The 24,377-nt window shown below is 42.4% G+C and carries 22 protein-coding genes; 8 read left to right on the top strand and 14 right to left on the bottom strand.

Features of this window, described 5'->3' with window-relative positions; translation table 11 throughout:
• Window position 1: 1 nt before the first annotated feature.
• Window positions 2–1,249 carry an ROK family transcriptional regulator gene (locus PBT90_RS11700; protein ID WP_264810761.1) on the bottom strand — a complete coding sequence of 416 codons (1,248 nt, stop codon included), beginning with the start codon at window positions 1,247–1,249 and terminating at the stop codon, window positions 2–4.
• A 216-nt stretch (window positions 1,250–1,465) separates the two neighbouring features.
• Between PBT90_RS11700 and PBT90_RS11695 the strand changes: the two genes are divergently transcribed.
• Complete coding sequence (locus PBT90_RS11695) at window positions 1,466–1,987, top strand: cupin domain-containing protein (protein WP_264810760.1); 522 nt, start codon at window positions 1,466–1,468, stop codon at window positions 1,985–1,987.
• A gap of 305 nt (window positions 1,988–2,292) precedes the next feature.
• On the opposite strand, the gene PBT90_RS11690 is transcribed toward PBT90_RS11695, so the two are convergent.
• From PBT90_RS11690 to PBT90_RS11665, 6 genes are all read right to left on the bottom strand, one after another.
• Complete coding sequence (locus PBT90_RS11690; protein WP_264810759.1) at window positions 2,293–2,475, bottom strand: Lacal_2735 family protein; 183 nt, start codon at window positions 2,473–2,475, stop codon at window positions 2,293–2,295.
• 31 nt (window positions 2,476–2,506) lie between these two features.
• On the bottom strand, window positions 2,507–4,075 hold the full coding sequence (locus PBT90_RS11685; RefSeq protein WP_264810758.1) for a toxin-antitoxin system YwqK family antitoxin: 1,569 nt from the start codon (window positions 4,073–4,075) through the stop codon (window positions 2,507–2,509).
• A 215-nt stretch (window positions 4,076–4,290) separates the two neighbouring features.
• On the bottom strand, window positions 4,291–4,836 hold the full coding sequence (locus PBT90_RS11680; protein ID WP_264810757.1) for a hypothetical protein: 546 nt from the start codon (window positions 4,834–4,836) through the stop codon (window positions 4,291–4,293).
• A 14-nt stretch (window positions 4,837–4,850) separates the two neighbouring features.
• A complete protein-coding gene (locus tag PBT90_RS11675) occupies window positions 4,851–5,849 on the bottom strand; it encodes a 3-oxoacyl-ACP synthase III family protein (protein WP_264810756.1) in 999 nt (332 codons plus the stop codon).
• Window positions 5,850–6,084: 235 nt separating this feature from the next.
• Entirely contained in the window at window positions 6,085–6,783 is a 699-nt protein-coding gene (locus PBT90_RS11670; protein ID WP_264810755.1) for an SOS response-associated peptidase, read from the bottom strand.
• A gap of 27 nt (window positions 6,784–6,810) precedes the next feature.
• Entirely contained in the window at window positions 6,811–7,770 is a 960-nt protein-coding gene (locus tag PBT90_RS11665) for a YheT family hydrolase (RefSeq protein WP_264810754.1), read from the bottom strand.
• Window positions 7,771–7,891: 121 nt separating this feature from the next.
• On the opposite strand from PBT90_RS11665, the gene PBT90_RS11660 reads away from it, so the two are divergent.
• The 4 genes from PBT90_RS11660 (at window position 7,892) to PBT90_RS11645 (ending at window position 12,309) form a co-directional block, all read left to right on the top strand.
• A complete protein-coding gene (locus PBT90_RS11660; RefSeq protein ID WP_264810753.1) occupies window positions 7,892–9,526 on the top strand; it encodes a pyruvate dehydrogenase complex dihydrolipoamide acetyltransferase in 1,635 nt (544 codons plus the stop codon).
• Between the two features lie 141 nt (window positions 9,527–9,667).
• Window positions 9,668–10,210 (top strand): ATP-dependent protease subunit HslV, encoded by a 543-nt coding sequence (gene hslV, locus PBT90_RS11655; RefSeq protein ID WP_264810752.1) that lies wholly within the window; start codon window positions 9,668–9,670, stop codon window positions 10,208–10,210.
• Between the two features lie 110 nt (window positions 10,211–10,320).
• The gene (locus PBT90_RS11650; RefSeq protein WP_264810751.1) at window positions 10,321–10,986 is read left to right on the top strand and encodes a TetR/AcrR family transcriptional regulator; all 666 of its coding nucleotides are present in this window, start codon (window positions 10,321–10,323) and stop codon (window positions 10,984–10,986) included.
• 3 nt (window positions 10,987–10,989) lie between these two features.
• Window positions 10,990–12,309, top strand: a complete 1,320-nt coding sequence (locus PBT90_RS11645) for an ABC1 kinase family protein (protein ID WP_264810750.1) — start codon at window positions 10,990–10,992, stop codon at window positions 12,307–12,309.
• A 132-nt stretch (window positions 12,310–12,441) separates the two neighbouring features.
• Here the strand turns inward: PBT90_RS11645 and PBT90_RS11640 are convergent, their stop codons facing one another.
• Complete coding sequence (locus PBT90_RS11640) at window positions 12,442–13,644, bottom strand: PQQ-dependent sugar dehydrogenase (RefSeq protein ID WP_264810749.1); 1,203 nt, start codon at window positions 13,642–13,644, stop codon at window positions 12,442–12,444.
• Window positions 13,645–13,736: 92 nt separating this feature from the next.
• Here PBT90_RS11640 and PBT90_RS11635 point away from each other — a divergent pair, with 92 nt between their 5' ends.
• A complete protein-coding gene (locus PBT90_RS11635) occupies window positions 13,737–15,662 on the top strand; it encodes an ABC-F family ATP-binding cassette domain-containing protein (protein ID WP_264810748.1) in 1,926 nt (641 codons plus the stop codon).
• A 40-nt stretch (window positions 15,663–15,702) separates the two neighbouring features.
• On the top strand, window positions 15,703–16,980 hold the full coding sequence (locus tag PBT90_RS11630) for a type IX secretion system plug protein (protein ID WP_264810747.1): 1,278 nt from the start codon (window positions 15,703–15,705) through the stop codon (window positions 16,978–16,980).
• A gap of 190 nt (window positions 16,981–17,170) precedes the next feature.
• Here PBT90_RS11630 and cas6 read toward each other — a convergent pair whose 3' ends face one another.
• The 5 genes from cas6 to PBT90_RS11605 all read right to left on the bottom strand — a co-directional run bounded on the left by cas6 (window position 17,171) and on the right by PBT90_RS11605 (window position 21,280).
• Window positions 17,171–18,058 (bottom strand): CRISPR-associated endoribonuclease Cas6, encoded by an 888-nt coding sequence (cas6, locus tag PBT90_RS11625; RefSeq protein ID WP_264810746.1) that lies wholly within the window; start codon window positions 18,056–18,058, stop codon window positions 17,171–17,173.
• 98 nt (window positions 18,059–18,156) lie between these two features.
• On the bottom strand, window positions 18,157–19,254 hold the full coding sequence (gene ychF / locus PBT90_RS11620; protein WP_264810745.1) for a redox-regulated ATPase YchF: 1,098 nt from the start codon (window positions 19,252–19,254) through the stop codon (window positions 18,157–18,159).
• Window positions 19,254–20,348, bottom strand: a complete 1,095-nt coding sequence (locus PBT90_RS11615; protein WP_264810744.1) for an AI-2E family transporter — start codon at window positions 20,346–20,348, stop codon at window positions 19,254–19,256. Before PBT90_RS11615 ends, ychF begins: the two co-directional genes overlap by 1 nt.
• An 84-nt stretch (window positions 20,349–20,432) precedes the next feature.
• Complete coding sequence (locus tag PBT90_RS11610; RefSeq protein WP_264810743.1) at window positions 20,433–20,762, bottom strand: PUR family DNA/RNA-binding protein; 330 nt, start codon at window positions 20,760–20,762, stop codon at window positions 20,433–20,435.
• A gap of 170 nt (window positions 20,763–20,932) precedes the next feature.
• The gene (locus PBT90_RS11605; RefSeq protein ID WP_264810742.1) at window positions 20,933–21,280 is read right to left on the bottom strand and encodes a 4Fe-4S dicluster domain-containing protein; all 348 of its coding nucleotides are present in this window, start codon (window positions 21,278–21,280) and stop codon (window positions 20,933–20,935) included.
• Between the two features lie 141 nt (window positions 21,281–21,421).
• On the opposite strand from PBT90_RS11605, the gene PBT90_RS11600 reads away from it, so the two are divergent.
• Window positions 21,422–22,435, top strand: coding sequence for an acyl-CoA reductase (locus tag PBT90_RS11600; RefSeq protein WP_264810741.1), 1,014 nt, complete (start codon window positions 21,422–21,424; stop codon window positions 22,433–22,435).
• A 7-nt stretch (window positions 22,436–22,442) separates the two neighbouring features.
• Here the strand turns inward: PBT90_RS11600 and PBT90_RS11595 are convergent, their stop codons facing one another.
• Window positions 22,443–24,200: a sensor histidine kinase gene (locus PBT90_RS11595; RefSeq protein WP_264810739.1), complete on the bottom strand. Its 1,758-nt coding sequence runs from the start codon at window positions 24,198–24,200 to the stop codon at window positions 22,443–22,445.
• Window positions 24,201–24,377: the final 177 nt, after the last annotated feature.

Here is a 24,377-nt window from a genome sequence, read left to right as displayed (position 1 = left end):
TTTAACTGACCGGGTTGATCAGTTCTTCAAATAGCTTCTCATTGACTACAGCTACTCCCCCTAGAAGTCCTACATCCTCACCTAGTTGGTAAAGGGCGAGTTTGGAGTTCTCGCGGGACTTAGCCATACTATAAATATTTAATGCTTGCTGTATAGGGGTGATCAAGTATTGATTTGCTTCTGCCACTGATCCCCCAATGATGATTAATTCCGGATTCAGTATTTGAATTAAAATAGAAATTCCCCGCCCTAGATCCAAACCTGCCTCAGACAGTATAGTGATGGCTCTTTGATCTCCCGAAAGGGCCGCTTCCACCACGAGATCGGGCATGATGCTTCCTTCTTTATTTCGTGCCAATCGTGCTAAAATGCTGTCTTTGTCCAGCTTGATCGCCTCCTCGGCCATTTTCACGATGGCTGTACCAGAAGCTACAGCTTCCAGGCAACCTTTTTTGCCGCAGATACAGGAAACATCTCTAGACTCAAAAATCGGCGAGTGACTGAACTCTCCGGCAAATCCTGAGGCTCCTTGGTAAATTTTACCATCTATGATTATACCCAGACCAATGCCCCAGCCTATAAATAAGCCTAATACATTTTTATGATGATGGTCGGTAGCAAACTTAAATTCTGCCAAAGTCATGGCTCTTGCATCATTCTCCAGAAATACTTTTTTCTGAAATCTTTCTTCCAGAGTCTCCAGCAGGGTTTTATTGCCAACTTTGAAATAGGTGTAGTTAACTCCACCAACAGAATCTACCAAGCCGGGCATGGAAAAGCCAATCGCGATGATTTTGTCTGCAGGTTTGCCGCAATTTTGTAAAAATGTATCGATGTGTGCACAGACTTGGTCAAAGGTTTCCTGTTCGTTATCAAGAGTGACCTGATGGCTCTCTTTTTCAGAAACCAATTCGTGCGTGCAGGAATAGAGCGCGAGGTTCATTTTAAACTTGGAGAGATCTACCGAAAGTACATAAAATGCGTCTTCGGCGAGACGATAAAGGTCTGGCTTTCTGCCACCTTGGGATTCTGCTCTTCCATGTTTGATTACTTCGCCACTGGACATCAAGTCTCCAAGCAAAGAATTGACTGTAGGAAGGGATATTCCTACTTCAGCACAGATTTCGCTGGCTGTATTTGCACCTTTTAGGTAGAGGTTCTTGATGATTTTTATTTTATTGAGGTAGCTTTTGATTTCTACTACCCCTTCCATTTTGTCGATTACAGCTTGAGGATTGATTAGGTGCATAGGTTGGGTTGAGCTTGAATGTTTATTGTTGTTCTGTTTTTTTTAGCTTACTTATTTAAAAAAATAAGCTAACATTTTACGGTTAGCCAAAATAGCAAGAAATTTTTACTATTGGCAGTATGATTTCGAGAAAAGATTGAAAATGTGAATAGATTTTTAATAATTTATTTTTCTGTCTATTTCTGTATTTTTGGGGAATATAAAAAAGCATAATTTATGACTGTGATTGATATCAATGCTGGCCTAAGTAAGGACGAGGTATTTTTGAAGGTGGAGGAGTATCTGAAAGACAAGGGCTTTAGAATCTCCCAGGTAGATAAAACTAGGCCTTGGGGTGGTTTTTTTGTTTTGGATGAAAGCCAGATCAGATCTTTTCGGGAAAGTTTTTTTGATGAAGTGTCTCTGTCTGAACAGCAATTGCAACAGAAGCTTAGTCCTAAGTTTCTGATAGTAGCACCATCAGCTAGGCTTTCATGGCAATACCATTTCAGGAGAGCTGAGCTTTGGAAGCTTATAGAAGGTGAGGCGGGGCTAGTGAGAAGTGAAACTGATGAGGAGCAAGAACAAGTTTCCATGATGAAAGGGCAGACGATTTCCCTCAAGCAAGGCGAGCGACATCGCCTCGTAGGTCGTGAAAACTGGGGAATAGTAGCTGAGATCTGGATGCATGTAGATCCTGAAAACCCATCTAATGAGGAGGATATTGTGAGAGTTTCAGATGATTACTCCAGAAAGTAAGAAACATTGAAGCACTGAAATTGATCCAGCGCTGAAAGTAGAAGCAACTCCCGGCATGTAACTTACGGGGGACTTGCCTGAAGCAGGTCAAGCCTGTAACATTTTCTGCAAGTACGAGAGAGAAAACAGTGGTCGTTTCAAAAAAAAGCCTGGGAATAATCCCAGGCTCTAAAAATAGTAGTCATTTCCGTAGCTCAATCACCCTTAAATAAACGTTTAGTCAAAAAAGTCCTACGGTTATATCAAATAGTCATTGAATGTAAGTATATTTTACTGAAAATCAAATAAATGTATTCGAAATGCATTTAATTGGATTTTTGTGAATTCTGGAGTATAGCGATTTTTTGAGCTATTGCATCTGCTTCCGCCGCTGCTACATCAGATTTTCTGCGGTCTATGGTGGAAAGTTTGTGCACTTCCGACATTTTCTCTGCGTAAACTTTCTGTAGTCTTTCTAACTCTGATTTCTTTTTAAATAAGCCAAACATGTTCTTTAAGGTTTTGATGTTGTGTGGCTAACTAATTGAAGTCAGTAAATGTTTGTGGGTAATCTTCTACGATTTCATCCGCTTTATAGTTAATCAGGTCTTCAAGTCTCCCCGCAGGATTATAATATCTCCAAGGGCCTTCTTTTTTACCTTCCTTCATTTGTCCTTCAGAAGCCTTTCTGCCATTTTCATGGTAGAAAATCCAGGTTCCTTCAGCCCGGCCGGATTTATAACTGCCTTCCGATTCTTTTTTGCCTGTCACGTAATAGGTGATCCTAGATCCATTTCCATCTTTCAAGGTGCCCTTGTCCAGGGTGTCTTTGCCGTTGTAGGTATTGAATTCAGAGATGTTCATCAATCGGCCATTGTCCCAGGTTTCTTCTTGGGTGAGTTGTTTGTTGTCATAGAAAAGCCCCCAGAGACCATCTTCCATTCCTAGCTTGTAACTGCCTACTGACTTGAGCTGCCCACCATCATAATAATATACCCACTGACCTTTTTCTAAACCCAGGGAGTATTCACCTTCGGCGATGAGAATCCCGATTTTATTGAAATACTTCCAAAGACCGGTTTTCATGTCATTTCTATACTCTCCTACGGAATACAGCTCGCCATCTGGAAGGTAACTTTTCCATACGCCTGTCTTCATTCCATTTTGATATTGGCCTTTTACCGAAACCTGGCCTGTATCATGGTACTCCACATAGTCACCCACAGGGACGCCTAGTTCGTAGATTTTACGCTTTGCCAGGCTTTTATTTGGAAAGAACTCCTGCCAGGTTCCTACAGCAATTCCGTTCTCATATTTCTCAATTCTGGCGGTTCGTTTATTCTCATAATAATATTTCCATGTGCCTATGCGCTTGCCATCTTCATCGTAGCTCTCCTCAGCAGCTACAGTTCGGGTACCTGGGAAATACCGCTTCCATTCACCTATTTTTTCTCCATTTTTATAATTCCCTTCTTCTACCACAGCATTGGAATAGGCATATCGCTTAAATGCCCCTTCCAGTTTCCCGTCCTTATAGACGGCTTCAGTGATCAAATCTCCTTCAGGACTGTATTCTAAGTAAGGGCCGTTTCTCAGCCCTTTTTCATAGTATTCCCGTACCGCCAACTCCCCAAACTCATGGTATTCTACCCATTGTCCGGTTTTCATATTATTCTCGTATTGCCCTTCACGATAAACCTGCTTAGGGTCCACATAGTCCGGAACTCCAGTGCTCCCATAGTATTCAGTGTATTTGCCTACTATTACTGAGTCTTGAAATACAATCTGCCTTTTCAGCGCTCCATCCGCATCGTACACTTGTGAGGGACCAAAAAGCTTACCGTCTCGGTAGTCTGCAACCACATTTCGCTTTCCATCTGGGTAAAAACTGGTCCACGTGCCATCCCTAACCCCATCTTTGAAGGTTCCTTCGGTGAGTAAGGTATTGGTTTTGGCGTTGTAATACTTCCAAAGTCCTTGTCGCTTATACTGGGTAAGCACACCGGTGGCCATTAGGGTGGAGTCACTGTTGTACTGCCTTACTATAGCGTTGTCCTGGGCGATCAGGGTGTTGCAGTAAAGCAAAAAAGCTAGAAGAATATATTTCATAAGATTGTTTTTTCTCGTTTTGGTCATATGGAATCTCGCATTTGCTCTAAAAATATTTATGGGTGTTACCTGCATTATGCTCGATTTCATACATGGATTTTTCTTTTCGATTTCCGCTCGGTTGGGTAGTTTGGGGCAAAACTTTAAAACGGCGGATTTCCTGACTAGTGTACGGAAACTTAAGTTTCCTGTTTAAAAATAACTTAATTCCTGCTTTATCCCATTTTTTGTAACATTAGGTCAATTAAATTATTCACTTCAGTTTCGATTTGAAGGCGGACTGCTTCACGGCTTCCTGCCAATGGTAAAGGTTTAACCCATTGAATATAAGTAAGTTCTTTAAGCTGTAGGTCATTTGGTGCTTTAAGCTGACCTGAAGGATCTACTATGGCAGCATACTTCCACCGATCCGGGACTGTGCTTATGGCCCATCCGTGCTTTTGCAAAATCTCCCCAGGTGCCTTTGGATGATTTTTTCCTATCAGAACAAAAAGGAAAAAGCCATTCCCAAACCAGTTGAGTAATCGGATGTTCAGACCACTTTGCTCATCAAAGTCTCTGACCAGGTCCAGGACCTGATAAGGAAATCCATTCAGCTCATTGCCTCTGGTCAGTTTGATGCCTTGGGAGTTGGGGTGAATGGTTAAAAGTTTGGTTGGAGCTATGGCATTTCCTACTTCACCGAGAATTTCCCAGAATTCCTGACGGAGTCGATTTTGTCTTTCTAGTAGTTCCCTGTCTAGCCAAAGGTCTAAATCCATGGATAAGGGTACGATTACCAGCGAAGTAAGGCAGATGCCCAAGTAAACCCTGAACCGAAGGCAGCTAGGCAGATCAGGTCCCCTTCTTTGATTTTGCCCTGCTCCCAAGCTTCACTCAGAGCGATAGGGATGGTGGCTGCTGTGGTGTTGCCTTTGCTCATGATATTATTAAAGACTTTTTCCGATGGCAAACCCAGCTGCTTCTGTATGTACTGGCTAATCCTAAGATTTGCCTGATGGGGCACCAATAAATCTATAGCCGATTGATCAAGTTTGTTGGCTTCCAAGGCCTCTTTTATTACCTCCATAAATCTGACTACCGCATGCTTAAACACAGCGTTTCCATTCATTTTCAGGAAAAAGCTTCCCGAGTCTATCAATTCTGGTGAGATTCTGACTTCACGGCTACTTCCCGGGTCTTTGCAGTAAAGTTCCTCCGCGTATTCCCCCTCAGAATGCAGGTGAGTGGAAAGAATTCCTGGCTGGTCAGTCTCCACTGCACCAAGTATCGCCGTGCCGGCTCCATCTGCAAAAATCACTGAACTTGAACGACCTTCGTCACTTTTGTCCAAAGCTGAAGATTGGATTTCTGCACCTACCACTAGAATTTTTTTATACATGCCAGTTTTGATAAACTGATCTGCAATAGATAGTGCGTAGATGAATCCAGAACAAGCGTTTCTGATATCCAGGGCTCCTATGGTTCCAAAGCCGAGTTCCCGCTGCAACAGCACGCCGTTTCCGGGAATAAAATAATCAGGGGTAATAGTGGCGAAAATAATGAAGTCTATTTCTTTGGGCGTCACTCCTGCACGATCCATTGCCATTTCAGTAGCATTCTTCGCCATGCTGGTAACTGTATCTACTCCAGGCGTAAACCAGTGTCTGGTTTCTATTCCGGTTCTTTCGACGATCCAATCATTGTTGGTGTTCATCATTTCTGAAAGCTCAAAATTGCTGACACTTCGCTCGGGTACGTAATGCCCAACTCCTAGAATCCGGGACTTTTTCATGACACAGTGGTTTATTGTAAAAGGGACAGCAATATCGCTAGATCAATTCACTCAACCAAAAAGAGGAGTTGGGGTAGTCAGGGAAATCCCTTTTATCAATCCAAAGTGGATTAACCCTACGAGGGTTAATCTTTTTCTACAGGCAAAGGTGTCTTTTGACTAAATGACCTCCACCCTATCTTAAACCCTCGAAGGGTTTTACCTAATTGTGATTTCCATGAGTGGAGCGAGCTTCTTATCCAAAAAGCGTGTAATTCCCATGCTGATCCATGGGAGAGGTTTTTCGCATGACCGCCGGACTGTCATTTTGGACAGAATTTACCAAGGGAGACACTGTAAAGTTCAGCATGGAATCGGCAGGATATGGCTTCAAAATACCTAATAACTCCTCTTCTTCTTGGTACGGATCCAGCCACAGTTTTTCAGCTTTCCGGTCAAAGATTACAGGCATTCTGTCATGAACTCCGGAAACGGTCTCGTTTGGTGTAGTGGTTAAGATCAAAAAAGTATGTTGTGTTTCTCCATTTACAGATTCATACTCATCCCAGATTCCTGCGAAGGAAAAAAGCTCGTCATCCCTATGCGTAAACCTGTATGGAACGGAAGTTTTCTTGCCCAGTCTTTTCCATTCATAAAAGCCATCGGCAGGGATGATGCACCTTCTCTGTCTAAATGCAGTCTTGAAGGAAATTTTTTGATTAATGGTTTCTGCCTTGGCGTTGATTAGTTTTTGGGAGACAGGCCTGTTTTTTCCAAAATCTGGAGTGATTCCCCAGTAGAAATTGGAAAAGCCTTTGGGACTTTGGGAGGTGATCACGGGCACCAGTTGTGTGGGAGCTATATTGTACCTTGGATTGAAATCGGCCAGCATTTCGGCTTGAAACCGCTCTTCCAGTTCTTCTTTACTTTTGCTAAGGGAGTATCGTCCGCACATATATTTATTGTTGTAAGGGGCAGGAAGTTAGAAATCCTGACTTATAAATTCAACTGCCCGCTGCTCAGAATAATACAATTTTTGTGGATTTGCAGGGGAAAACCCCACATGCCCTCCATGCTTAGGGTATTCAAAATACACCTGATTTAGGGATTTGGGGAGGTCTTGGGGAAAACACCTCTTGCTCAAAAAAGGATCGTTTTGTGCATTTAGAACCAATGTGGGGACTTTTATTTGATCCAGGAAATACAGCGAAGAGTTCACTTCATAATATTCTTCTGCGTCTGAAAAGCCATGGAGCGGGCCGGTGAAATAATCATCAAACTCAGCTAAAGTTTTGATGTTTTTCAGCATTTCTACCGGGATTTGCCCGGGATGGGCATGGGATTTTTCTAAAACTTTCTTTTTGAGGGTTCTTAGAAAGCGTTTGGAATAGAGGGTGTTTTCCAGTTCAGAGATTTTTTGGGAGGAGCTGCTCAGGTGTAAGGGAACTGAAATTGCCACCCCTTTCCGGATTTTGGGGATTTTGGCTCCTTTTTCTCCCAGGTACTTCAAGGTGAGGTTTCCTCCGAGGCTGAATCCTACCAGATTGATTTCTTCATATTGCTCCAGCACTTGGCTTACGATTATATCCAAATCATAAGTCGCACCGGAATGGTAGAAAATGACCTGCTTGTTCATTTCCCCGCTACAGCTTCTAAAGTTCCAGGTCAGTACATCATACCCATGTTTAAGAAATGTATTTACCATCCCAAGCATATAAGACCGTGTGCTGTTCCCTTCCAATCCGTGACTGATGATGACTAATTTGCCGGCTTTTTGTCGGTACCAATCTATATCTAAGAAATCTCCATCTAGCGTTGAGATTCTTTGCTTTTGAGGTACAGGGGCCGATACTTTGCGGAAAAGCGATGGGTAAATAGTTTCTAAGTGTCCGTTAAACAGCCACTTGGGTCTGGTGTAGTTACAGTTTTCGATTAAAGGCATGCCAAAGAATAAAGGGTGAATGGCTGAAATGCTTGGGGAAATTACTAGTTTTAAATTTGAATAAAGTCATTATAAAAACTATTTTTGGACACTTTAAAAACGAATTAGCGCGCAATAACTCATGGCCGAAATAATAAGAATGCCTAAAATGAGCGACACCATGGAAGAAGGTGTGATCGCTGCATGGTTGAAAAAAGTTGGAGATGCTGTAAAGCCAGGTGATATCCTGGCCGAAGTGGAAACCGACAAAGCAACAATGGAGCTTGAATCCTACGACGAGGGTGTGCTTTTATACATTGGAGTTCAAGAAAAAGATGCAGTACCCGTAAACGGCGTCATAGCTGTGATCGGTGAAAAAGGAGAGGATTACCAGCACCTGCTTGATGGTGCAGATGCTCCTGCGTCCGATCAAAAAGAAGAAGCTCCCAAAGCTGAAGAAAAAAAGGAGGAGCCTGCAAAAGACAAAGCTCCTGCTGAAAAAATAGACACTTCCAGTATCAACGCTACGGTGATCACTATGCCTAAAATGTCTGATACTATGCAGGAAGGAACTATTGCTTCCTGGCTGAAAAAAGAAGGGGATGAAGTAAAGTCCGGTGAAATCATCGCTGAGGTAGAAACGGACAAAGCTACCATGGAACTGGAGTCTTACGAAGATGGTACTTTGCTTTACATAGGAGTGAAATCTGGAGACAGTGTACCGGTAGATGGTGTCATAGCCGTGATCGGAGAAAAAGGTGCTGACTTTGAAACTTTGCTGAAAGCTCAAAAAGCAGAATCTGCTGCTGGTGCGGAGGAATCCAAGCCAGAGCCGGCTTCAGAACCTAAGAAAGAGGAAGCACCCAAAGCTTCTTCTGCTCCTGCAGCTAAAAGCACTTCATCCTCCACCGCTGACGGTGATAGATTAAAAGCATCTCCTTTGGCTAAGAAAATGGCTGAAGATAAGGGAATCAATATCGCTCAGGTGAATGGTACTGGAGAAGGCGGAAGAGTGATTAAGAGAGATGTGGAGAACTTTGTACCGGCAGCTGCACCACAAGCCGCAGCAGGCACTGCGGCTCCAGCGGTAGGAGTGGAGAGTTTCCGTGAGGAGAATGTTTCTCAAATGAGAAAGGTGATTGCCAAGAGACTTGCCGAGAGCAAATTTGGGGCACCACACTTCTACCTTACGATGGAAATCAACATGGACAAAGCGATAGAAGCGCGTAAATCCATGAATGAAATAGCTCCTGTAAAAATATCCTTTAACGATTTTGTGATCAAGGCAGCGGCAGCGGCTTTGCGCCAGCATCCAAAAGTAAATTCCAGCTGGCTAGGAGATAAAATCAGATACAACGACCATATCCATATCGGTATGGCAGTAGCTGTAGAAGAAGGACTTTTGGTTCCAGTGATCCGATTTGCTGACAACCTTTCTTTGGCACAGATCTCTAACCAAGCGAAGACTCTGGGTGGAAAAGCCAAAAACAAGGAACTTCAGCCTAAGGATTGGGAGGGAAATACCTTCACAATTTCTAACCTTGGGATGTTTGGTATAGATGAGTTTACGGCGATTATCAATCCGCCTGATGCCTGTATCCTTGCGGTAGGCGGCATTAAAGAAACCGTCATCGTGAAAGATGGAGAAATGAAGGTAGGGAACATCATGAAAGTCACCCTTTCCTGTGACCACAGAGTAGTAGATGGGGCTGTAGGTTCGGCATTCCTACTTACTTTGAAATCCATGCTTGAAGATCCGGTCAGACTTCTAGTCTGAGCCGAAGTAAAATAACTGCCAAAAAGTCCTGAATTCAGGACTTTTTGCTTTTTGTACGTTTATTGGTAAATGGGAGTGTAATTAAGTGAATCGCATTTTCGTTTTTTCACGGACTACTAAATCCTAATAAAATAATTACTCATGACTAAAATAAGATCAACCACCGTCGTAGCGATCCGTCACAATGGCCAAGTCGTAATCGGGGCAGATGGACAGGCGACGCTGGGGAATACAGTAGCTAAAAGTAGTGTTAAGAAATTAAGAGTTTTGCAGGGTGGGAAAATTGTAACTGGTTTTGCAGGATCTACTGCAGATGCTTTTACCCTGCTAGAAAAATTTGAAGAAAAGCTCGGTGCTTTTGGCAACAATATGAAGCGGGCTGCGGTGGAATTGGCTAAGGAATGGAGGACAGACCGCATGCTTTCAAAGCTTGAGGCAATGATGATCGTCGCAGATAAGGATGATATTTTGATCATATCCGGCACGGGTGATGTCATAGAGCCAGATATGGAAATAGCCACCATTGGTTCTGGAAGTATGTATGCCCAGTCAGCTGCCAGAGCAATGAAGCAGTTTGCACCACAAATGAGTGCTGAAGAAATGGTGAGAGAAAGCCTGAATATCGCAGCTGATATTTGCATCTATACCAATCACAACTTGGTGATCGAAAAAGTAGCGGATTAACTTAGCTGCGAGCAAATGAACAGAAACCGGTGAAATTCATCGGTTTTTTTTTGTTTTTCTAAACCTGATGCGCTAATCGCTTGTTACCTAGTTAAATTAAAGCATAAACTATGGAAGCTACAGCAGCAAAAAAGACTATAAAGAAAGATTATAGAAAGATAATTCTAGAAGGCTTTAAAAATCATGTGCTAGAACACGGCACCATGCCTACATCCATTTTTAAATTTGCCAAAGAACTCAAGATGAAAGAGGGTGATTTTTATGTCTACTTCACGTCCTTTGAAGCCATCAAGTCTACGATATTGGTAGATATTTTTGAAGAAACCTTACGCCAGATCCAGACTCAGGGAGTTTTTGAGGAATACACTGCCAGAGAAAAATTCCTGAGTTTTCTCTTTACGTGGATTGAAGTTTTGAAAATGAACAGGTCCTACTTGTTGAGCTTATACGGAAATAAAGCCAAAGCTTTGGTGAGCCTTCCACGGGAGTCAGCTGAATTTAAGGAGAAGTTTAAAGAGTTTGTCAATGAGATCATTTTGCAGGGCAAAGAAACTGAAGAGATTGCGAGTAGGCCTGTGATTTCAGATCGTTATGACGAGGCTCTGTGGCTGCAAGTCGGCTTTGTATTCAGATTCTGGCTGGAAGATCGCTCTGCGGGCTTTGAGAAGACAGACGCTGCTATCGAAAAATCAGTCAATCTAGGCTTTGATCTGATGGGTAAAAGTGCTTTGGATTCATTTCTTGATTTTGCAAAATTCCTTTACCAGTCCAAATAGACCATGTCAGATCTTATGAATGAGCAGCAGCAAATCCCTGTTTCGAAAGTACAGCGAGCTGCCAAATTTATCTCCACTGGAGCAAAGGTGGGAGGGAATTACGTGAAGCATTATGCCAAAAAAATGGTCAATCCTTCACTGGACCGGGAAGAACTTCATCAGAGCAATGCCACTGATATTTATAGCTCCTTGAGCCAGCTGAAGGGCTCTGCCCTAAAAGTAGCGCAGATGATGTCCATGGACAAAAATCTACTGCCCAGAGCCTATCAGGACAAGTTTACCTTGGCGCAATACTCTGCTCCGCCCTTGTCTTACCCACTAGTGGTCAAAACCTTTCAAAAATATTTTGGGAAATCGCCTGAGCAGCTTTACGATAGCTTTACCAAATCGGCCGTAAATGCTGCATCTATAGGGCAGGTGCATCAGGCCACTTTGGATGGTAAAACCCTGGCAGTCAAAATCCAGTACCCAGGAATTGCTAATTCGGTGAGTTCTGATTTGAAACTTGTAAGGCCATTCGCCTTGCGATTACTGAATATGAATGAGCGTGAACTGGATCATTATATGGAGGAAGTGGAAAGCAAGCTTTTGGAAGAAACCGACTACGTGCTGGAAGTGCAGCGTTCTAGGGAGATCTCCGGAGAGTGCAGTCACATTGCAAATTTAAACTTCCCTACTTATTACGATGAGCTCAGTGCAGAACGAATCATTACCATGGACTGGCTGGAAGGCAAGCACATCAAAGAATGGCTAGTGACTAATCCTGATCAACTAGCTAGAAATCAAATTGGCCAGGCACTTTGGGATTTTTATCATCATCAAGTTCATAATCTAAAACAAGTTCATGCGGATCCACATCCAGGGAATTTTATTATCCAGGAAAATAATCAGCTTGGAATTATAGATTTCGGATGTGTGAAGGTGATTCCTGAGGATTTCTATGCAGGTTATTTTGCCTTAATCAAGAAGGATTTGCTGGTCAGGGGGAGTGAGCTAGATCAGGTGTTTTTCGATCTTGAATTCATTTCAGAAAAGGATTCTCCAGAGGAGCAGGAGTATTTTAAGTCTGTTTTCAAGGAAATGATCTCCTTGTTAGGTAAGCCATTTCATGTTGAAAAATTTGATTTCTCAGACGATGGTTTCTTTGAACAGATTTTTAAACTCGGAGATCGGGTTTCCAATGACAAGTTGTTCAAAAAATCCAATCAGGCCCGGGGATCCAGGCATGGCTTGTATGTGAATAGAACCTATTTTGGCTTGTATAATTTACTCAATCAGCTTCAAGCAGAGGTGGTGACCACAAAGCCTGAATGGCTGGAGTAAGAAAAGGGGCTGTCCCAAAAGTTTTCTTGGTGTCTTTCTGAGCGGAGTCGAAGGCTATTTCCTGTAATTTAGGGTACTTTTTGACTTTGCTCTAGGTGCCAAACTATTCTTTTGAGACAGCCTGTTTTGAGATTAATTAGATGCAGCGTAAGATACTCTGTAAATCACGCCTGCCATATCATCGGATATCAGCATACTGCCATCCTTCATTAGTTCAAAATCCACAGGTCTTCCCCAGGCTTCCTGGGAAGCTTCGTCAAGCCATCCGCTTATAAAATCTTTTTCATTTGAGGCATTGCCTCCGTTTATTTCTATGGAAGTGACCACATATCCAGATTTTTTGGATCTGTTCCAAGAGCCATGTTTTGCAATGAAAGCACGATTTTGATAATCAGCCGGAAACATTTCTCCCTCGTAGAAATTAATTCCTAGAGGTGCCACATGCGGGCCCATTTTTGCCGCAGGCGCGATATAGTCACTCGCGGGACCTCCTTGGTCACCAAATTCAGGGTCTTTTACTGTCCCTTCGTGCCAGTAAGGGTAGCCAAAATGCTGGCCGGCTTCACTGACATGGTTCAGTTCACAGTTGGGAATATCGTCACCCATCATATCTCTGCCATTATCAGTAAACCACAAATCTCCGGAATTCGGATCCCAGTCAAATCCCACACTATTTCGGACTCCATGAGCCACTATTTCAGGGCTAGCATTGGGATCTGTAACATCTAAGCGTGTGATGGAAGCGAATATTTCATCTTCAGATTTACAGATATTACAAGGTGCTCCCACAGGAATGTAAAGCAAGTCATCGGGGCCAAAAGCGATGAATTTCCAGCCATGATGCGATTCTGTAGGGTAATCATCATAAACTACCTCATATTTGGGATTGCCTAGATTGTTTAAAATATCATTGAACCGAAGGATTCGGCTTACTTCGGCCACATATAAGTCTCCGTCTTTAAAAGCTACTCCGTTTGGCATGCGTAGCCCCTCGGCCAATACAAACTTGGTATCGGCTTTTCCATCCCCATCTTCATCAATGACAGCATAAACATTGCCTTCCTGCCTGCTCCCTACAAAGAGCACTCCCTCTTCGGTCAGTGCCATCTCACGGGCATTGGGAATATCTGCCGCCCAAACTTCAATATTGAAATTTTCAGGGAGTTGGATCTTATCCAGTTGTACCTCAGCTTTGGCATCCTTGATAGATCTCTTGTTGGAACTATTTGGGGTTTTAAAAGTCTGAGCCTCAGTTTTTTGTTCTTGTTCGCACCCAAAGGAAAGTAAGGTGATGCCCAGACTGAGTGCTATTGATATTTTAGCTATAGGTTTCATAGTAGTTTATTCTTATTTATAGAAATATAAGAAAGATTCAGATTGTTTGGGATTCAAAGGTGTATGAACGGGTTAATGGTTATTTTTGCGCCATGTTATCGATTAGTAATCTTTCTTATTTCATCGGAGGGCGTCCACTTTACGAAAACGCCAATTTACATATCAAGCCAAAAGACAAAATAGGGCTGGTAGGTCAAAATGGAACCGGGAAGTCCACTCTGCTTAAAATCATCAACGGGGATTATCAGCCCAGCTCAGGTGAGGTTCAAAAAGCAAAAGACTGTACCATTGGCTTTCTCAATCAAGACTTACTTTCTTATCAGTCTGACGAAAGTATTCTGGATGTAGCTTTGGCAGCTTTTAAGGAGACATTGGCACTACAGGAAGAAATCGATGAGGTGTTGAAAAAGATGGAGACGGATTACTCTGAGGAGATAATCAATCGCCTCGCTCATCTTCAAGACCGTTTTGAAGCCAATGAAGGCTATACCATAAAAGCAAAAGCAGAGGAAGTTTTGGAAGGAATAGGCTTTAAATCTGCTGATCTTACCAAACCGCTGCGCACTTTTTCCGGTGGCTGGAGAATGCGGGTGATGCTCGCCAAGCTTTTGCTGGAAAAACCTTCATTGCTCATGCTGGATGAACCTACCAACCACCTGGACTTGCCATCCATCCAATGGGTGGAAAATTACATGAAGAATTATGAAGGTGCCGTCATCGTAGTTTCTCACGACCAGACTTTTTTGGACAATTGCATCAGCAGCACCGTAGAGGTGGCAAACCATACGCTCACGCTTTATTCAGGGAATTATTCATTCTATAAAGATGAGAAAAAAGAGCGGATGGAAATCCAGCAAAATGCCTATGAGAATCAGCAGCAGATGATCAAGCAGACAGAAAAATTCATCGAACGATTCCGTGCCAAAGCTACCAAGTCCAATCAAGTTCAGTCAAGGATCAAGGCGCTGGACCGGATGGAGCGGGTACACGAAGTAGTCAATGACGAAGTTTCTGTGAATTTTAAGTTTAAGTTTTCCAAGCAATCGGGTAGGGATGTGGTGGTTTTGGACCATATCTCAAAGGCTTATGGGGATAACGTGATTCTAAAAAACACCTCAGCCAGAATTGAAAGAGGAGATAAGATTGCCCTGATCGGTGCCAACGGAAAGGGGAAATCAACGCTGCTGAGAATCATTGATGGCTCAGAGCCAGGTATCAAAGGAAGAACTGAAGGCTATAATGTGATCAAGTCTTTCTTTGCGCAGCATCAGCTTGAGGCCTTGACTTTGGATAACGAAATTCTTCAGGAAATGACCCAGGCAGGCAGCAACAAAACTGAGATGGAGCTTAGAGGGGTGCTGGGTTGCTTTTTGTTTTCCAATGAAGAGGTGTTCAAAAAGATCAAAGTCCTTTCCGGTGGAGAAAAATCTCGGGTCGCTTTGGCGAAAACACTGATTTCTGAAGCGAATTTTTTGCTTTTGGATGAACCTACCAATCACCTTGATTTTCAATCTGTTAATATTCTGATTCAAGCCCTACAGCAATATGAGGGGACTTTTGTGACGGTGTCCCACGACAGGCATTTCATCAAAGGAGTAGCAAATAAGATCTGGTATATTGAAGATCATGAAATCAAGGAATATCCAGGAACCTATGCTGAATATGAGGAGTGGAGAGCCAGACAAGTAGAGGAAGCTGTCCCGGAAGTGAAAGTAAAGCCTGAGAAAAAGGAATCGCAAAAACCTCGTGTCAACAACCCGGAAACCCAGCAAGCGAAAAAAGAGCTCCGAAAATCAGAAGATGAGCTGCAGCGCATTGAGAAGGATATAGAGAAACTGGAGGAGCAGAAAGCTGTTTTTGAACAAAAAATGGCCGACCCTGGACTTTATGATGACGATGAAAAGGCTCAAAAAACTCAAACCGAGTATCAAAAGCTAATCGATAAACTGGCTGATGCCAATCAAGAATGGGAAGAGTTGGTAGAGAAAATTTCCTCTCTACAGGAAACGCTCGCCTAAGTAACTTGTAATTTGGTCTTCATTTTGCCTATTTTTCAGAATGAAGACCAAATTCCTTTTTTATCTCACATTTGCATTGTTATTCTCCTCGTTTTCTGCTTTTGCGCAGCAGATTAGAGATGAGGTGTACAAAGATCATATCCAGTCGGTCCGGCTTTTTCCCCGGGGAGTGACTTTCGATGCCTCGATAGATGCACCGGTGGTTCCTTTATTTACGGGCAAGCCCTTACTTTTAATGTTTGATGACATCGCTTTTGATCCAGAGATGTACACTGCCAAGCTGATTCATTGTGATGCCAATTGGGAGAAGTCCCAGTTGAAAGACAACGATTTTTTGACGGATTTTAACCTTTTTAATATTCAGGATTATGAATATTCTGTCAATACCCGTATTCCTTACATTCATTACCAGTTTGAACTTCCAAAAGTCACTAAATCCGGAAACTATATCGTGAAAGTTTATAGGCAGCGCGATGAGGAGGATGTGATTTTGACCAGGAGGTTTATGGTTTACGAAGAGACCTTCAAGGTAGGAGCGGCTATAGTGCCTCCTTCCCAGACGACTGACCGAAATGAAGCTCAGCAAATCAATGCGGTAGTAAACTACTCCGCCGGCCAGGTAACCAACCCAGAAGCTCAAATTACTGTGGTGATGCGGCAGAATCAGCGTTGGGACAATGTCAAGGTCCTCGATAGGCCCACATTTATCAATGAAAGTTCTAAGATTCTCAGATATGAATCCTTTGATGGAGCCAATACTTTTGTGGCAGGAAACGAATTCCGTTTTACAGATTTAAGGTTTATGAGGGCGACTGGCGTCAACGTGGACAATATTCGCGTGGAGCCGGACGTAATCTTTGCCGATGGGTTGATCGATAGACCTAGGCCTGGAGTGGCCTATTCCCAATACTTGGATCTGAATGGGCAGTATATCATAGAGACCAAGGACAGGCCCGGAGGAAATCCTGAGATTGAAAGTGAGTATATTTTAATGACCTTTAGATTATCTATACCAAGGCGGGAGGATCCGGTAGTGCTGTTAGGAGCACTGACTCAATGGGGAAATATGAAGGAGTCCCAAATGGAATGGGATGAAGAAATGAACCTGTACCGCACTTCACTATTGCTGAAGCAAGGCTGGTACGATTATCAATATGGATTTAAATCTGGAGATGAAGTAGCAACTCATGAGTTAGAAGGAAGCTACTTCGAAACGGAGAATGAATACGAAGTGTTGGTTTATTTCCGTGATCTTGGATCTAGGTATGACCAGTTGGTAGGTTATGTGTATTTACATCCCAACCGCAGGAGGCTTTAGAAATACGGAAATACTGAACCCTGGCATTATCCTAATTTCCTCTTTTTATTAGGAAGGGAGACCGAAGACCAAAGATACCTTATATTAAAATCCAGCGAGTCCTATATTGCTGAGGCCGTTTTCCAGGCAGAATAGCCTATAGAAATGGCGTAAAAAAATGCCTTCTGATCATTCAGAAGGCATGTAATTATTAATCTTCAGAAGTTGTTTCTTCTTCGGAGTCAGAAGTAGGGGCTACATTTTCCCTCACTCTTTCGCTGGGCTTGTAAGGAACGAAACCTTCACGTTTGAATTTGTAGGTAGAAGTTCTAGGTCCACTAGGATGGTTTGCTAGATCTAGCATGCCGAATCCCTTATGGGTGAATGCTCCAAGGCCACATTTGAATACGAAATCCTGAACTTCAGGAGCTGCATAAAGCGTGATTGGAAGGGTGTATCCACGAACTTCATATTTCACGTCCATATCGTAGACGGCATAAATTCTCGCAAATTTCTTCTGGGCTTCCTTCAGTTTGTTGACATAGGCCATATCCGGCACCACCTGAAACTTGTAGAAAGTCTCCATTTGCTCTGGAGTGTACCAACCCGAACGTTCCATTCTAGTCAGGGTGGACTCATAAAGCAAATCTGAAAACTCATCACTATCAGGACTGATGAATCTTTTGCCTGCTTCTTCATTGAAGGCAGGAGTGATCAGCACTAGTGGTGAAATACACACGAACTTATTGGAAGTTTCCAGTGTAGGCTCGTTTTCAATTTCTGTGTATTCCGGAACCAGGATCAGGTTGCCAAGTTCGATTTTCGGAGTGGCAAACACCTGCTCAAGCAGGTAATCCATAAAATCCTCACTTTGGGAAGATAATACTAGGGTGACCAAGCTGGAGTAATAATGCAATCCACTTCTACTTACTTTCGTCTGACCTTTGAGGCCAGAGAAATTGAAGTAATTGTAGTTATAAAACTCTTCTCGTCCTCCCTTTACAATTACTCCTTTGAGGAATTGTGCCAGAATATACTGGTGGTGAAACGGTAAATAGGACCCTTTGTTTTTTAGGGAAAATATTAGTCTAACTCTCACGGTGAATTAAAAATAAAATGAGACAATTAATAAGCTAAAATGGCAATTCGTTTGGGTGAATAAGCACTTTCAAAATTACCATTTTTTTTGAGAAAATGTTAAACATTAAACCTAAAATGCATAATATCTCCATCTTTGACAACGTAATCCTTGCCTTCAATAGCGATTTTTCCATTTTCTCTGCATCCAGCTTCAGTTTTGAACTGCTGATAATCAGCAAGCTTTATCACTTCAGCTTTGATAAATCCTTTTTCAAAATCCGTATGGATCACTCCAGCTGCTTGCGGTGCTTTCCATCCTTTCTTGATCGTCCAAGCTCTAACTTCCTGCACTCCGGCAGTGAAATAAGTAATCAGGTCTAAGAGAGCGTACGCACCACTGATCAATTTGTTTAACCCGCTTTCCTCCAATCCATACTCCCCGAGGAACATTTCTTTTTCTTCAGGATCTTCAAACTCAGCGATTTGCGACTCTATGGCTGCACACAGTGTGATAACTTCTGCATGCTCCTGCTTGACATTTTCCCGAAGGGTATCCACATACTTGTTTCCATTTTGTAAACTGCCTTCGTCCACATTTGCTACATAAAGAACAGGCTTGATCGTGAGCAGATGAAGGTCTTTCACAGCTTCCAGATCTTCTTTTTCAACGTCCACAGATCGGGCATTATTTCCATCTTTCAGTGCTTTTTTAAAGAGCATTAACGTTTCAAGCTCTTTTTTGGCTATAGCATCCCCTGATTTGGCGATCTTTTCACACTTCTGGATCTTTTTATCTATAGACTCTAAATCCTTCAGTTGAAGCTCGGTATCTATCACTTCTTTGTCAAAAACCGGATCCACACCTCCAGCCACATGGACTACATTGTCATCGTCAAAGCATCTGATTACGTGAATAACTGCATCTACCTCACGAATGTTTGCCAAGAATTTATTTCCTAGTCCTTCGCCTTTACTGGCACCTTTTACTAGGCCGGCAATATCTACAAATTCGATCACCGTTGGCATTACGCGCTGAGGGGAAACCAACTCTTCCAGGATTTGAAGTCTTCTGTCCGGTACAGTGACCACGCCTACGTTTGGTTCAATCGTACAAAAAGGGAAATTAGCTGCTTCAGCTTTTGCACTGGAAAGGGCGTTAAACAGAGTGGATTTCCCTACGTTTGGAAGTCCTACTATGCCACATTGTAAAGCCATTAATTCGAAGTTTTTATGGTAAATATTCTGTATGATTTATACCCTTTGTAGAATTCTAAAATGAATACCCTGAAAATGGTATAAACCGGAATGGCAAAAATCATCCCGACCACGCCGGCGATTTTTGCCCCGGCAAAGATAACAACAAATATTTCAAGAGGATGCGCTTTTACAGATTTAGAAAAAATCATAGGCTGTAGTAGAATGTTGTCTATAATCTGTACTATCCCAAAAACTGAAAGTATTTTGATTATCAGGTAGTTGAAATCAGTATTGGTTTCGAAGTTTCCTGAGGATACCCCGACAATTATTCCAAAAGTGGCACCCAATAAAGGTCCTGCATAGGGGATTAGGTTGGCCACTGCCGCGAAAAGAGCTATGGTAAGGGCATATTCCACCCCAAAAATGCTAAGTCCAAAGCTGGCTATGGAAAAAATAGCGAGCATTTGGAGCAGTAGGCCAGAAAGATAATTGGAGAGCAGTTTTTCTACCTTGGTGAAAGTAGCCACTGATAGTTCGAAATAGGGGTTGGGAATTAGATTTAAAAGGTTTCTCCTGAGTAAGCCATTTTCCAGTAATAAGAAGAAACTGATAAAGGCAATAGCCATAGTGCCTATGAATAAGCTACTGGTGGTATTGATGACCCCGCCGATAAAACTGGTGAAGTCAAATCCAGCTATGGTTTCTATCATGCTGCCTTTTAAGCGTTCAAATAGATAGCCAGGCTGGGATTCGATGAGTTCGTGCCGCAGTAGAAAAGTCTCCATCCGCGCGACGGGCAGCTGAATTTGCTCATAAATTCCATTCAGATCCAGTTCACTGAGAATGAGGATTTGATTATTGATAAGTGGGAAAAAGAGCAAGCTTAGAGATACCAGCAAAAGAATAATCGCTGAGTATGAGAGTAAAATCGCTCCCCATCTGGGAATATGCTGTCCCAGCAGGTGAAAGTCGTTCAGCCTGTTGGTGAGGGGACGAAGCAAGGCAGCCAGAATCAGTGATATCACCAGATAAATGGTGATATTGGAAAAGTACCACCCGAATAAAAGGAATCCGAGTACAACTAGGATCAGATAAATAAAAAATCGTTGCATAGCTAATACGAGAAAAGGAGACATCTCTGTCTCCTCCAATTTACTATTTCTATAATTAGAAACCAGTAGAAAAACTTTTTCTACCTAATCCCATTTTAATTCGTCCTTGTACTCTGACTCTTCATCCTCTCTTTCGTACTGTTCAAAATCCACCTCAGGCATCAGCTCCGTCTTCACGTGATCTACAGCTACATTAAGTGCCTCTGCGAATTTGTGAAAGTCTTCCTTGTATAAGAAGATTTTGTGCTTTTCGTAGGTGAAGCTATCACCATTCGGTCTTCTTTTACTTTCTGTAATAGTCAGGTAGTAATCGTTTGCTCGTGTTGCCTTCACATCAAAGAAATATGTTCTCTTACCAGCTTTTACTTTTTGTGAGAATATTTCTTCTCTATCATAGCCTCTTTGATCGTCCACAGTCGTTCTGTTATTAGTGTAAGGTTGGTTTAAATACGGTCTAAGATAAAACAATTAGATGCGAGAATTCAAATCCAACTCTCTAAAATTTAATCTTTAGCTTAAATTTTATCTCTAATTCCTTTAGAACCAGCCCTAAAAATAAGGGTGCTAATCAACCGACAGCATATTTATTCGTTGTGCAAAAAGGCCTTTTTGGCTAGTAATTCTTCCTCAGTTTCTCTGTGATCTGGGTCATCTACACAGCAGTCCACCGGGCATACAGCCGCACATTGAGGCTCCTCGTGAAAGCCGTTGCATTCTGTACACTTATCGGTTACTATATAATAGAACTCATCGGAAAGTGGCTCTTGGCTTGCGTTGCCATCCACTACTTCGCCGTTTTCCTTGGTCACCTTATCTAAACTAGTACCTCCAGCCCAGGTCCATTCTACTCCACCTTCATAGATGGCTGTGTTTGGGCATTCTGGTTCGCATGCACCGCAGTTGATGCATTCGTCGGTAATCATTATAGCCATAACATCATTTTATTTATTACACAAAAGTAACAACCTTAAAACTGAGAGACAATAAAAAAGTTGTCATGCTAACTAATTTAATTTGATTCTAATTCAGCTTCGACTCAAAAAGTCTAAATTTGCCTGTTCAAACGAAACAATATGCTACCTACTGAACGAATTGCCGCTTTTGTAAAATTAGGTGAAGCCCTGCAGAATATTCCTCCAGAAGAAAAGGAATCCCTGACCCGACGTGCGGAAAACCAGAACAATTGGTTTACTCCTGAGTCCGTGGATTCAGCTTTGGCCGGAATTGCGTACATGCTCACACCGGAGAAGCTACAAAAATGGCTTTCTGCCTATGAGCTCGCTGCGGTGAAGCAGCCCAAAGCTGTGGGACTGATGCTGGCAGGCAATATTCCGGCAGTAGGGTTTCATGATTTGATGTGTGTGTTACTGGCTGGCCACAAAGCTTGCCTGAAACTGAGCTCATCAGATGAAGTACTGATGAAATGGATAGTTGCGAAGTTGATCGAAATAGACCAGCGATTTGAATCCCAGATCAGCTTGGAGGAAATGCTGAAAGCTAAGGATGCTTACATCGCCACTGGCAGTGACAATTCATCCAGGTACTTTAATTACTATTTTGGGAAATATCCTCATGTGATCCGTCAGAATAGAACATCTGTGGCTGTGCTATCCGGTGCTGAAACAGTAGAGGATTTTCAGAACCTGGGCAAAGATATTTTTAAGTTTTATGGCTTGGGATGTAGAAATGTCTCCAAACTTTATGTCAAAAGCGAGGAAAATCTTCAGCTACTTCTTCATGCCCTCGAAATGTACTCCGGTATTGCCGCACATCATAAGTATCATAATAATTACGATTACAATAAGTCAATTTATTTAGTAAATGGTGAAAAACACCTCGACAATGGATTTCTGCTCCTGAGAGAAAGCGAAGACCTGGTGTCACCCATTTCTGTGCTGAATTATGAGCTCTATCAGGACTTAGACCAGCTGTATAAAAGCCTTGATGCTAATGCGAGTAAAATTCAGTGCATGGTAGGTAACCCTGACTATATAAAAGGAGCTGTACCCTTTGGTGCTGCACAGCATCCAGAGCCTTGGGACTATGCAGATGGCGTGGATACGCTTGCGTTTTTGCTGAAGCTTTAATCAAAAATCAGGACTTCGGTAAGCTGATGCAAAAAGTGGATCCTTTGCCCGGAACAGATTCAATGTCCAGTTGGCCTCTGTTTTTCTCTATGTACTCTTTCGTCAAAATCAACCCAAGGCCGGTTCCTTTTTCTTGATTTTCACCCAGGGTAGTAAAGGAGACACCTTCTTTGATTCTGGCTAGATTTTCAGGGCTGATTCCCTTTCCGAAATCCTGAATACAGGTTTTGGCCATGCCATTTTCTTCAGAGGTTCTCACTAGAATCTTGCTTCCTGATGTGGAGAACTTCAAGGCATTATTCATGAGGTTTCTCAGGACCAATTCCATCATGTTCTTATCTGCTTTGACCTTTAGTTCAGTCTGACAAGCTGATTCGATTTGTATATTTTTTCCATCTGCCACGCGCTGCAGGAGTTCTATTTGCTGCTCTATGACTTCATTTAGCGTAAACTCCTTCAGCTGCATATGTTCTCCTCCTCTGATTTGAGAGCTTGTCCAGGCCAGTAGGTTTTCCAAAAGCATGGTTACATCTTCCATGTTTTTGCTGACTTCGGGCAGTAGCTCCATAAATTCCTCCTGCGAAATCAAGCCAGTATCTGTGTAGTGCAGCAGGTCTTTGATGCTGGTGATGGGACCTTTGAGGTCATGGGATATAATGCTGAAATATTTATCCTTCAGGTTGTTGAGTTTCAGTAGTTCGCTGGCTTGATTACTGAGCTTTTCATTGATTTGCTTTTGATTGGTAATGTCCTCAAACATAAGAATCGAACCATAGCTTTGGTCTTTTTTGTCCAGGAGTGGAATCAACTCTACGCTGAAGTATTTCGTGTTTTGGCTTTCTCTATCTGCCAGTTCAACGGTCTTGGCTTGCTGGTCATGCAGCAGTTTGAGCAATTCAGGTTTGGCAGCAAAAAGTTCATCTACATTCAGTCCGGTTTTTACTTTTTTGGACTTTAGAAAGAAGTTTTGAAAAGCAGGATTGAAGTCGACCACCATATGATTCACATCTAATACGAGCACGCCTTTGGTGATTGCCTCCATAATCTTAGTGAGGGCAATGGGTTTGATGCTGAATAGATTATACTTGATTATGGCAAAGCCGATGACCAAATAGGTGAGCAAAAATGCATAAGGAGTGAGGTCTATGGTCTCGAAGGGGATGAATAGTTTGGATTGGTATAAGACATTAAAAATCAATGGGAAAAGCCCTGCTACAATAATAAGATTGGTTTGTGTTCGGTATAATTGATCCGCAAATCGAAACCTTTTCCAAAGTATAATATTGCCAAGCGCAAAACTCAGATAGGAATAAATCATATGGACAAAATACCAAGGCCCTACCTGAAGTTTGAGGGTAGGGAAAGGACCGGAATAGGATACCTGCATTCGCTCGTAATGGAGGTAATGCATTTCATTGGTCAGAACTAAGAAAAAAGTGAAGGTAGGGATGAGCAAAATTAGAAATAGTATAAGTTCCTCATTTTTAAACTTAATGCCCGTGTATTTCAATGTGAAGATCAGCCAAAATGCAGAGACATAGGAAATCCCGATGTACTCTAATTTGATGAAAGTCATCATTTGATTTAACTGCGACATCCCCAGTTCTAAGCCATAGAAAAACCCCCAGATAGCAGCGCAAAACATGGTAAGGGCTATCCAACGGGTGGAGCCTTTTACCTTAAAGAAAATATATCCCGAGAGAACTCCTACCAAGAGTCCGGAAACCATTAAAGTGATAGCAAAAGGATTCAGCGAAAAAGGCATTAGTGGCAGTAAGGGGATTCTGAGTTTTGATGGTATATGCCCAGAGCGCTAATATAGGAATTAGTTGTGAATGCAGAGAAATCCACCCACTTCAGTTTGGCGATTCTTGTCTGTAACCAGGGGGTTTTTGTCACTTTAGATCATAGGATCAGTAGCAGTACTCTAAAATGGTTTTAA

It is taken from the genome of Algoriphagus sp. TR-M9 (assembly GCF_027594545.1).
GTDB classification, from domain to species: domain Bacteria; phylum Bacteroidota; class Bacteroidia; order Cytophagales; family Cyclobacteriaceae; genus Algoriphagus; species Algoriphagus halophytocola.
The sequence above is the reverse complement of the archived record's forward strand: the minus strand, read 5'-3'. Positions and strand labels throughout refer to the sequence as shown.

Coding starts and splice junctions, on each gene's coding strand:
- PBT90_RS11700 (WP_264810761.1), bottom strand. CDS start 1,249: ATGCACCTAATCAATCCTCAAGCTGTAATCGACAAAATGGAAGGGGTA.
- PBT90_RS11695 (WP_264810760.1), top strand. CDS start 1,466: ATGACTGTGATTGATATCAATGCTGGCCTAAGTAAGGACGAGGTATTT.
- PBT90_RS11690 (WP_264810759.1), bottom strand. CDS start 2,475: ATGTTTGGCTTATTTAAAAAGAAATCAGAGTTAGAAAGACTACAGAAA.
- PBT90_RS11685 (WP_264810758.1), bottom strand. CDS start 4,075: ATGAAATATATTCTTCTAGCTTTTTTGCTTTACTGCAACACCCTGATC.
- PBT90_RS11680 (WP_264810757.1), bottom strand. CDS start 4,836: ATGGATTTAGACCTTTGGCTAGACAGGGAACTACTAGAAAGACAAAAT.
- PBT90_RS11675 (WP_264810756.1), bottom strand. CDS start 5,849: ATGAAAAAGTCCCGGATTCTAGGAGTTGGGCATTACGTACCCGAGCGA.
- PBT90_RS11670 (WP_264810755.1), bottom strand. CDS start 6,783: ATGTGCGGACGATACTCCCTTAGCAAAAGTAAAGAAGAACTGGAAGAG.
- PBT90_RS11665 (WP_264810754.1), bottom strand. CDS start 7,770: ATGCCTTTAATCGAAAACTGTAACTACACCAGACCCAAGTGGCTGTTT.
- PBT90_RS11660 (WP_264810753.1), top strand. CDS start 7,892: ATGGCCGAAATAATAAGAATGCCTAAAATGAGCGACACCATGGAAGAA.
- hslV (WP_264810752.1), top strand. CDS start 9,668: ATGACTAAAATAAGATCAACCACCGTCGTAGCGATCCGTCACAATGGC.
- PBT90_RS11650 (WP_264810751.1), top strand. CDS start 10,321: ATGGAAGCTACAGCAGCAAAAAAGACTATAAAGAAAGATTATAGAAAG.
- PBT90_RS11645 (WP_264810750.1), top strand. CDS start 10,990: ATGTCAGATCTTATGAATGAGCAGCAGCAAATCCCTGTTTCGAAAGTA.
- PBT90_RS11640 (WP_264810749.1), bottom strand. CDS start 13,644: ATGAAACCTATAGCTAAAATATCAATAGCACTCAGTCTGGGCATCACC.
- PBT90_RS11635 (WP_264810748.1), top strand. CDS start 13,737: ATGTTATCGATTAGTAATCTTTCTTATTTCATCGGAGGGCGTCCACTT.
- PBT90_RS11630 (WP_264810747.1), top strand. CDS start 15,703: ATGAAGACCAAATTCCTTTTTTATCTCACATTTGCATTGTTATTCTCC.
- ychF (WP_264810745.1), bottom strand. CDS start 19,254: ATGGCTTTACAATGTGGCATAGTAGGACTTCCAAACGTAGGGAAATCC.
- PBT90_RS11615 (WP_264810744.1), bottom strand. CDS start 20,348: ATGCAACGATTTTTTATTTATCTGATCCTAGTTGTACTCGGATTCCTT.
- PBT90_RS11605 (WP_264810742.1), bottom strand. CDS start 21,280: ATGGCTATAATGATTACCGACGAATGCATCAACTGCGGTGCATGCGAA.
- PBT90_RS11600 (WP_264810741.1), top strand. CDS start 21,422: ATGCTACCTACTGAACGAATTGCCGCTTTTGTAAAATTAGGTGAAGCC.
- PBT90_RS11595 (WP_264810739.1), bottom strand. CDS start 24,200: ATGCCTTTTTCGCTGAATCCTTTTGCTATCACTTTAATGGTTTCCGGA.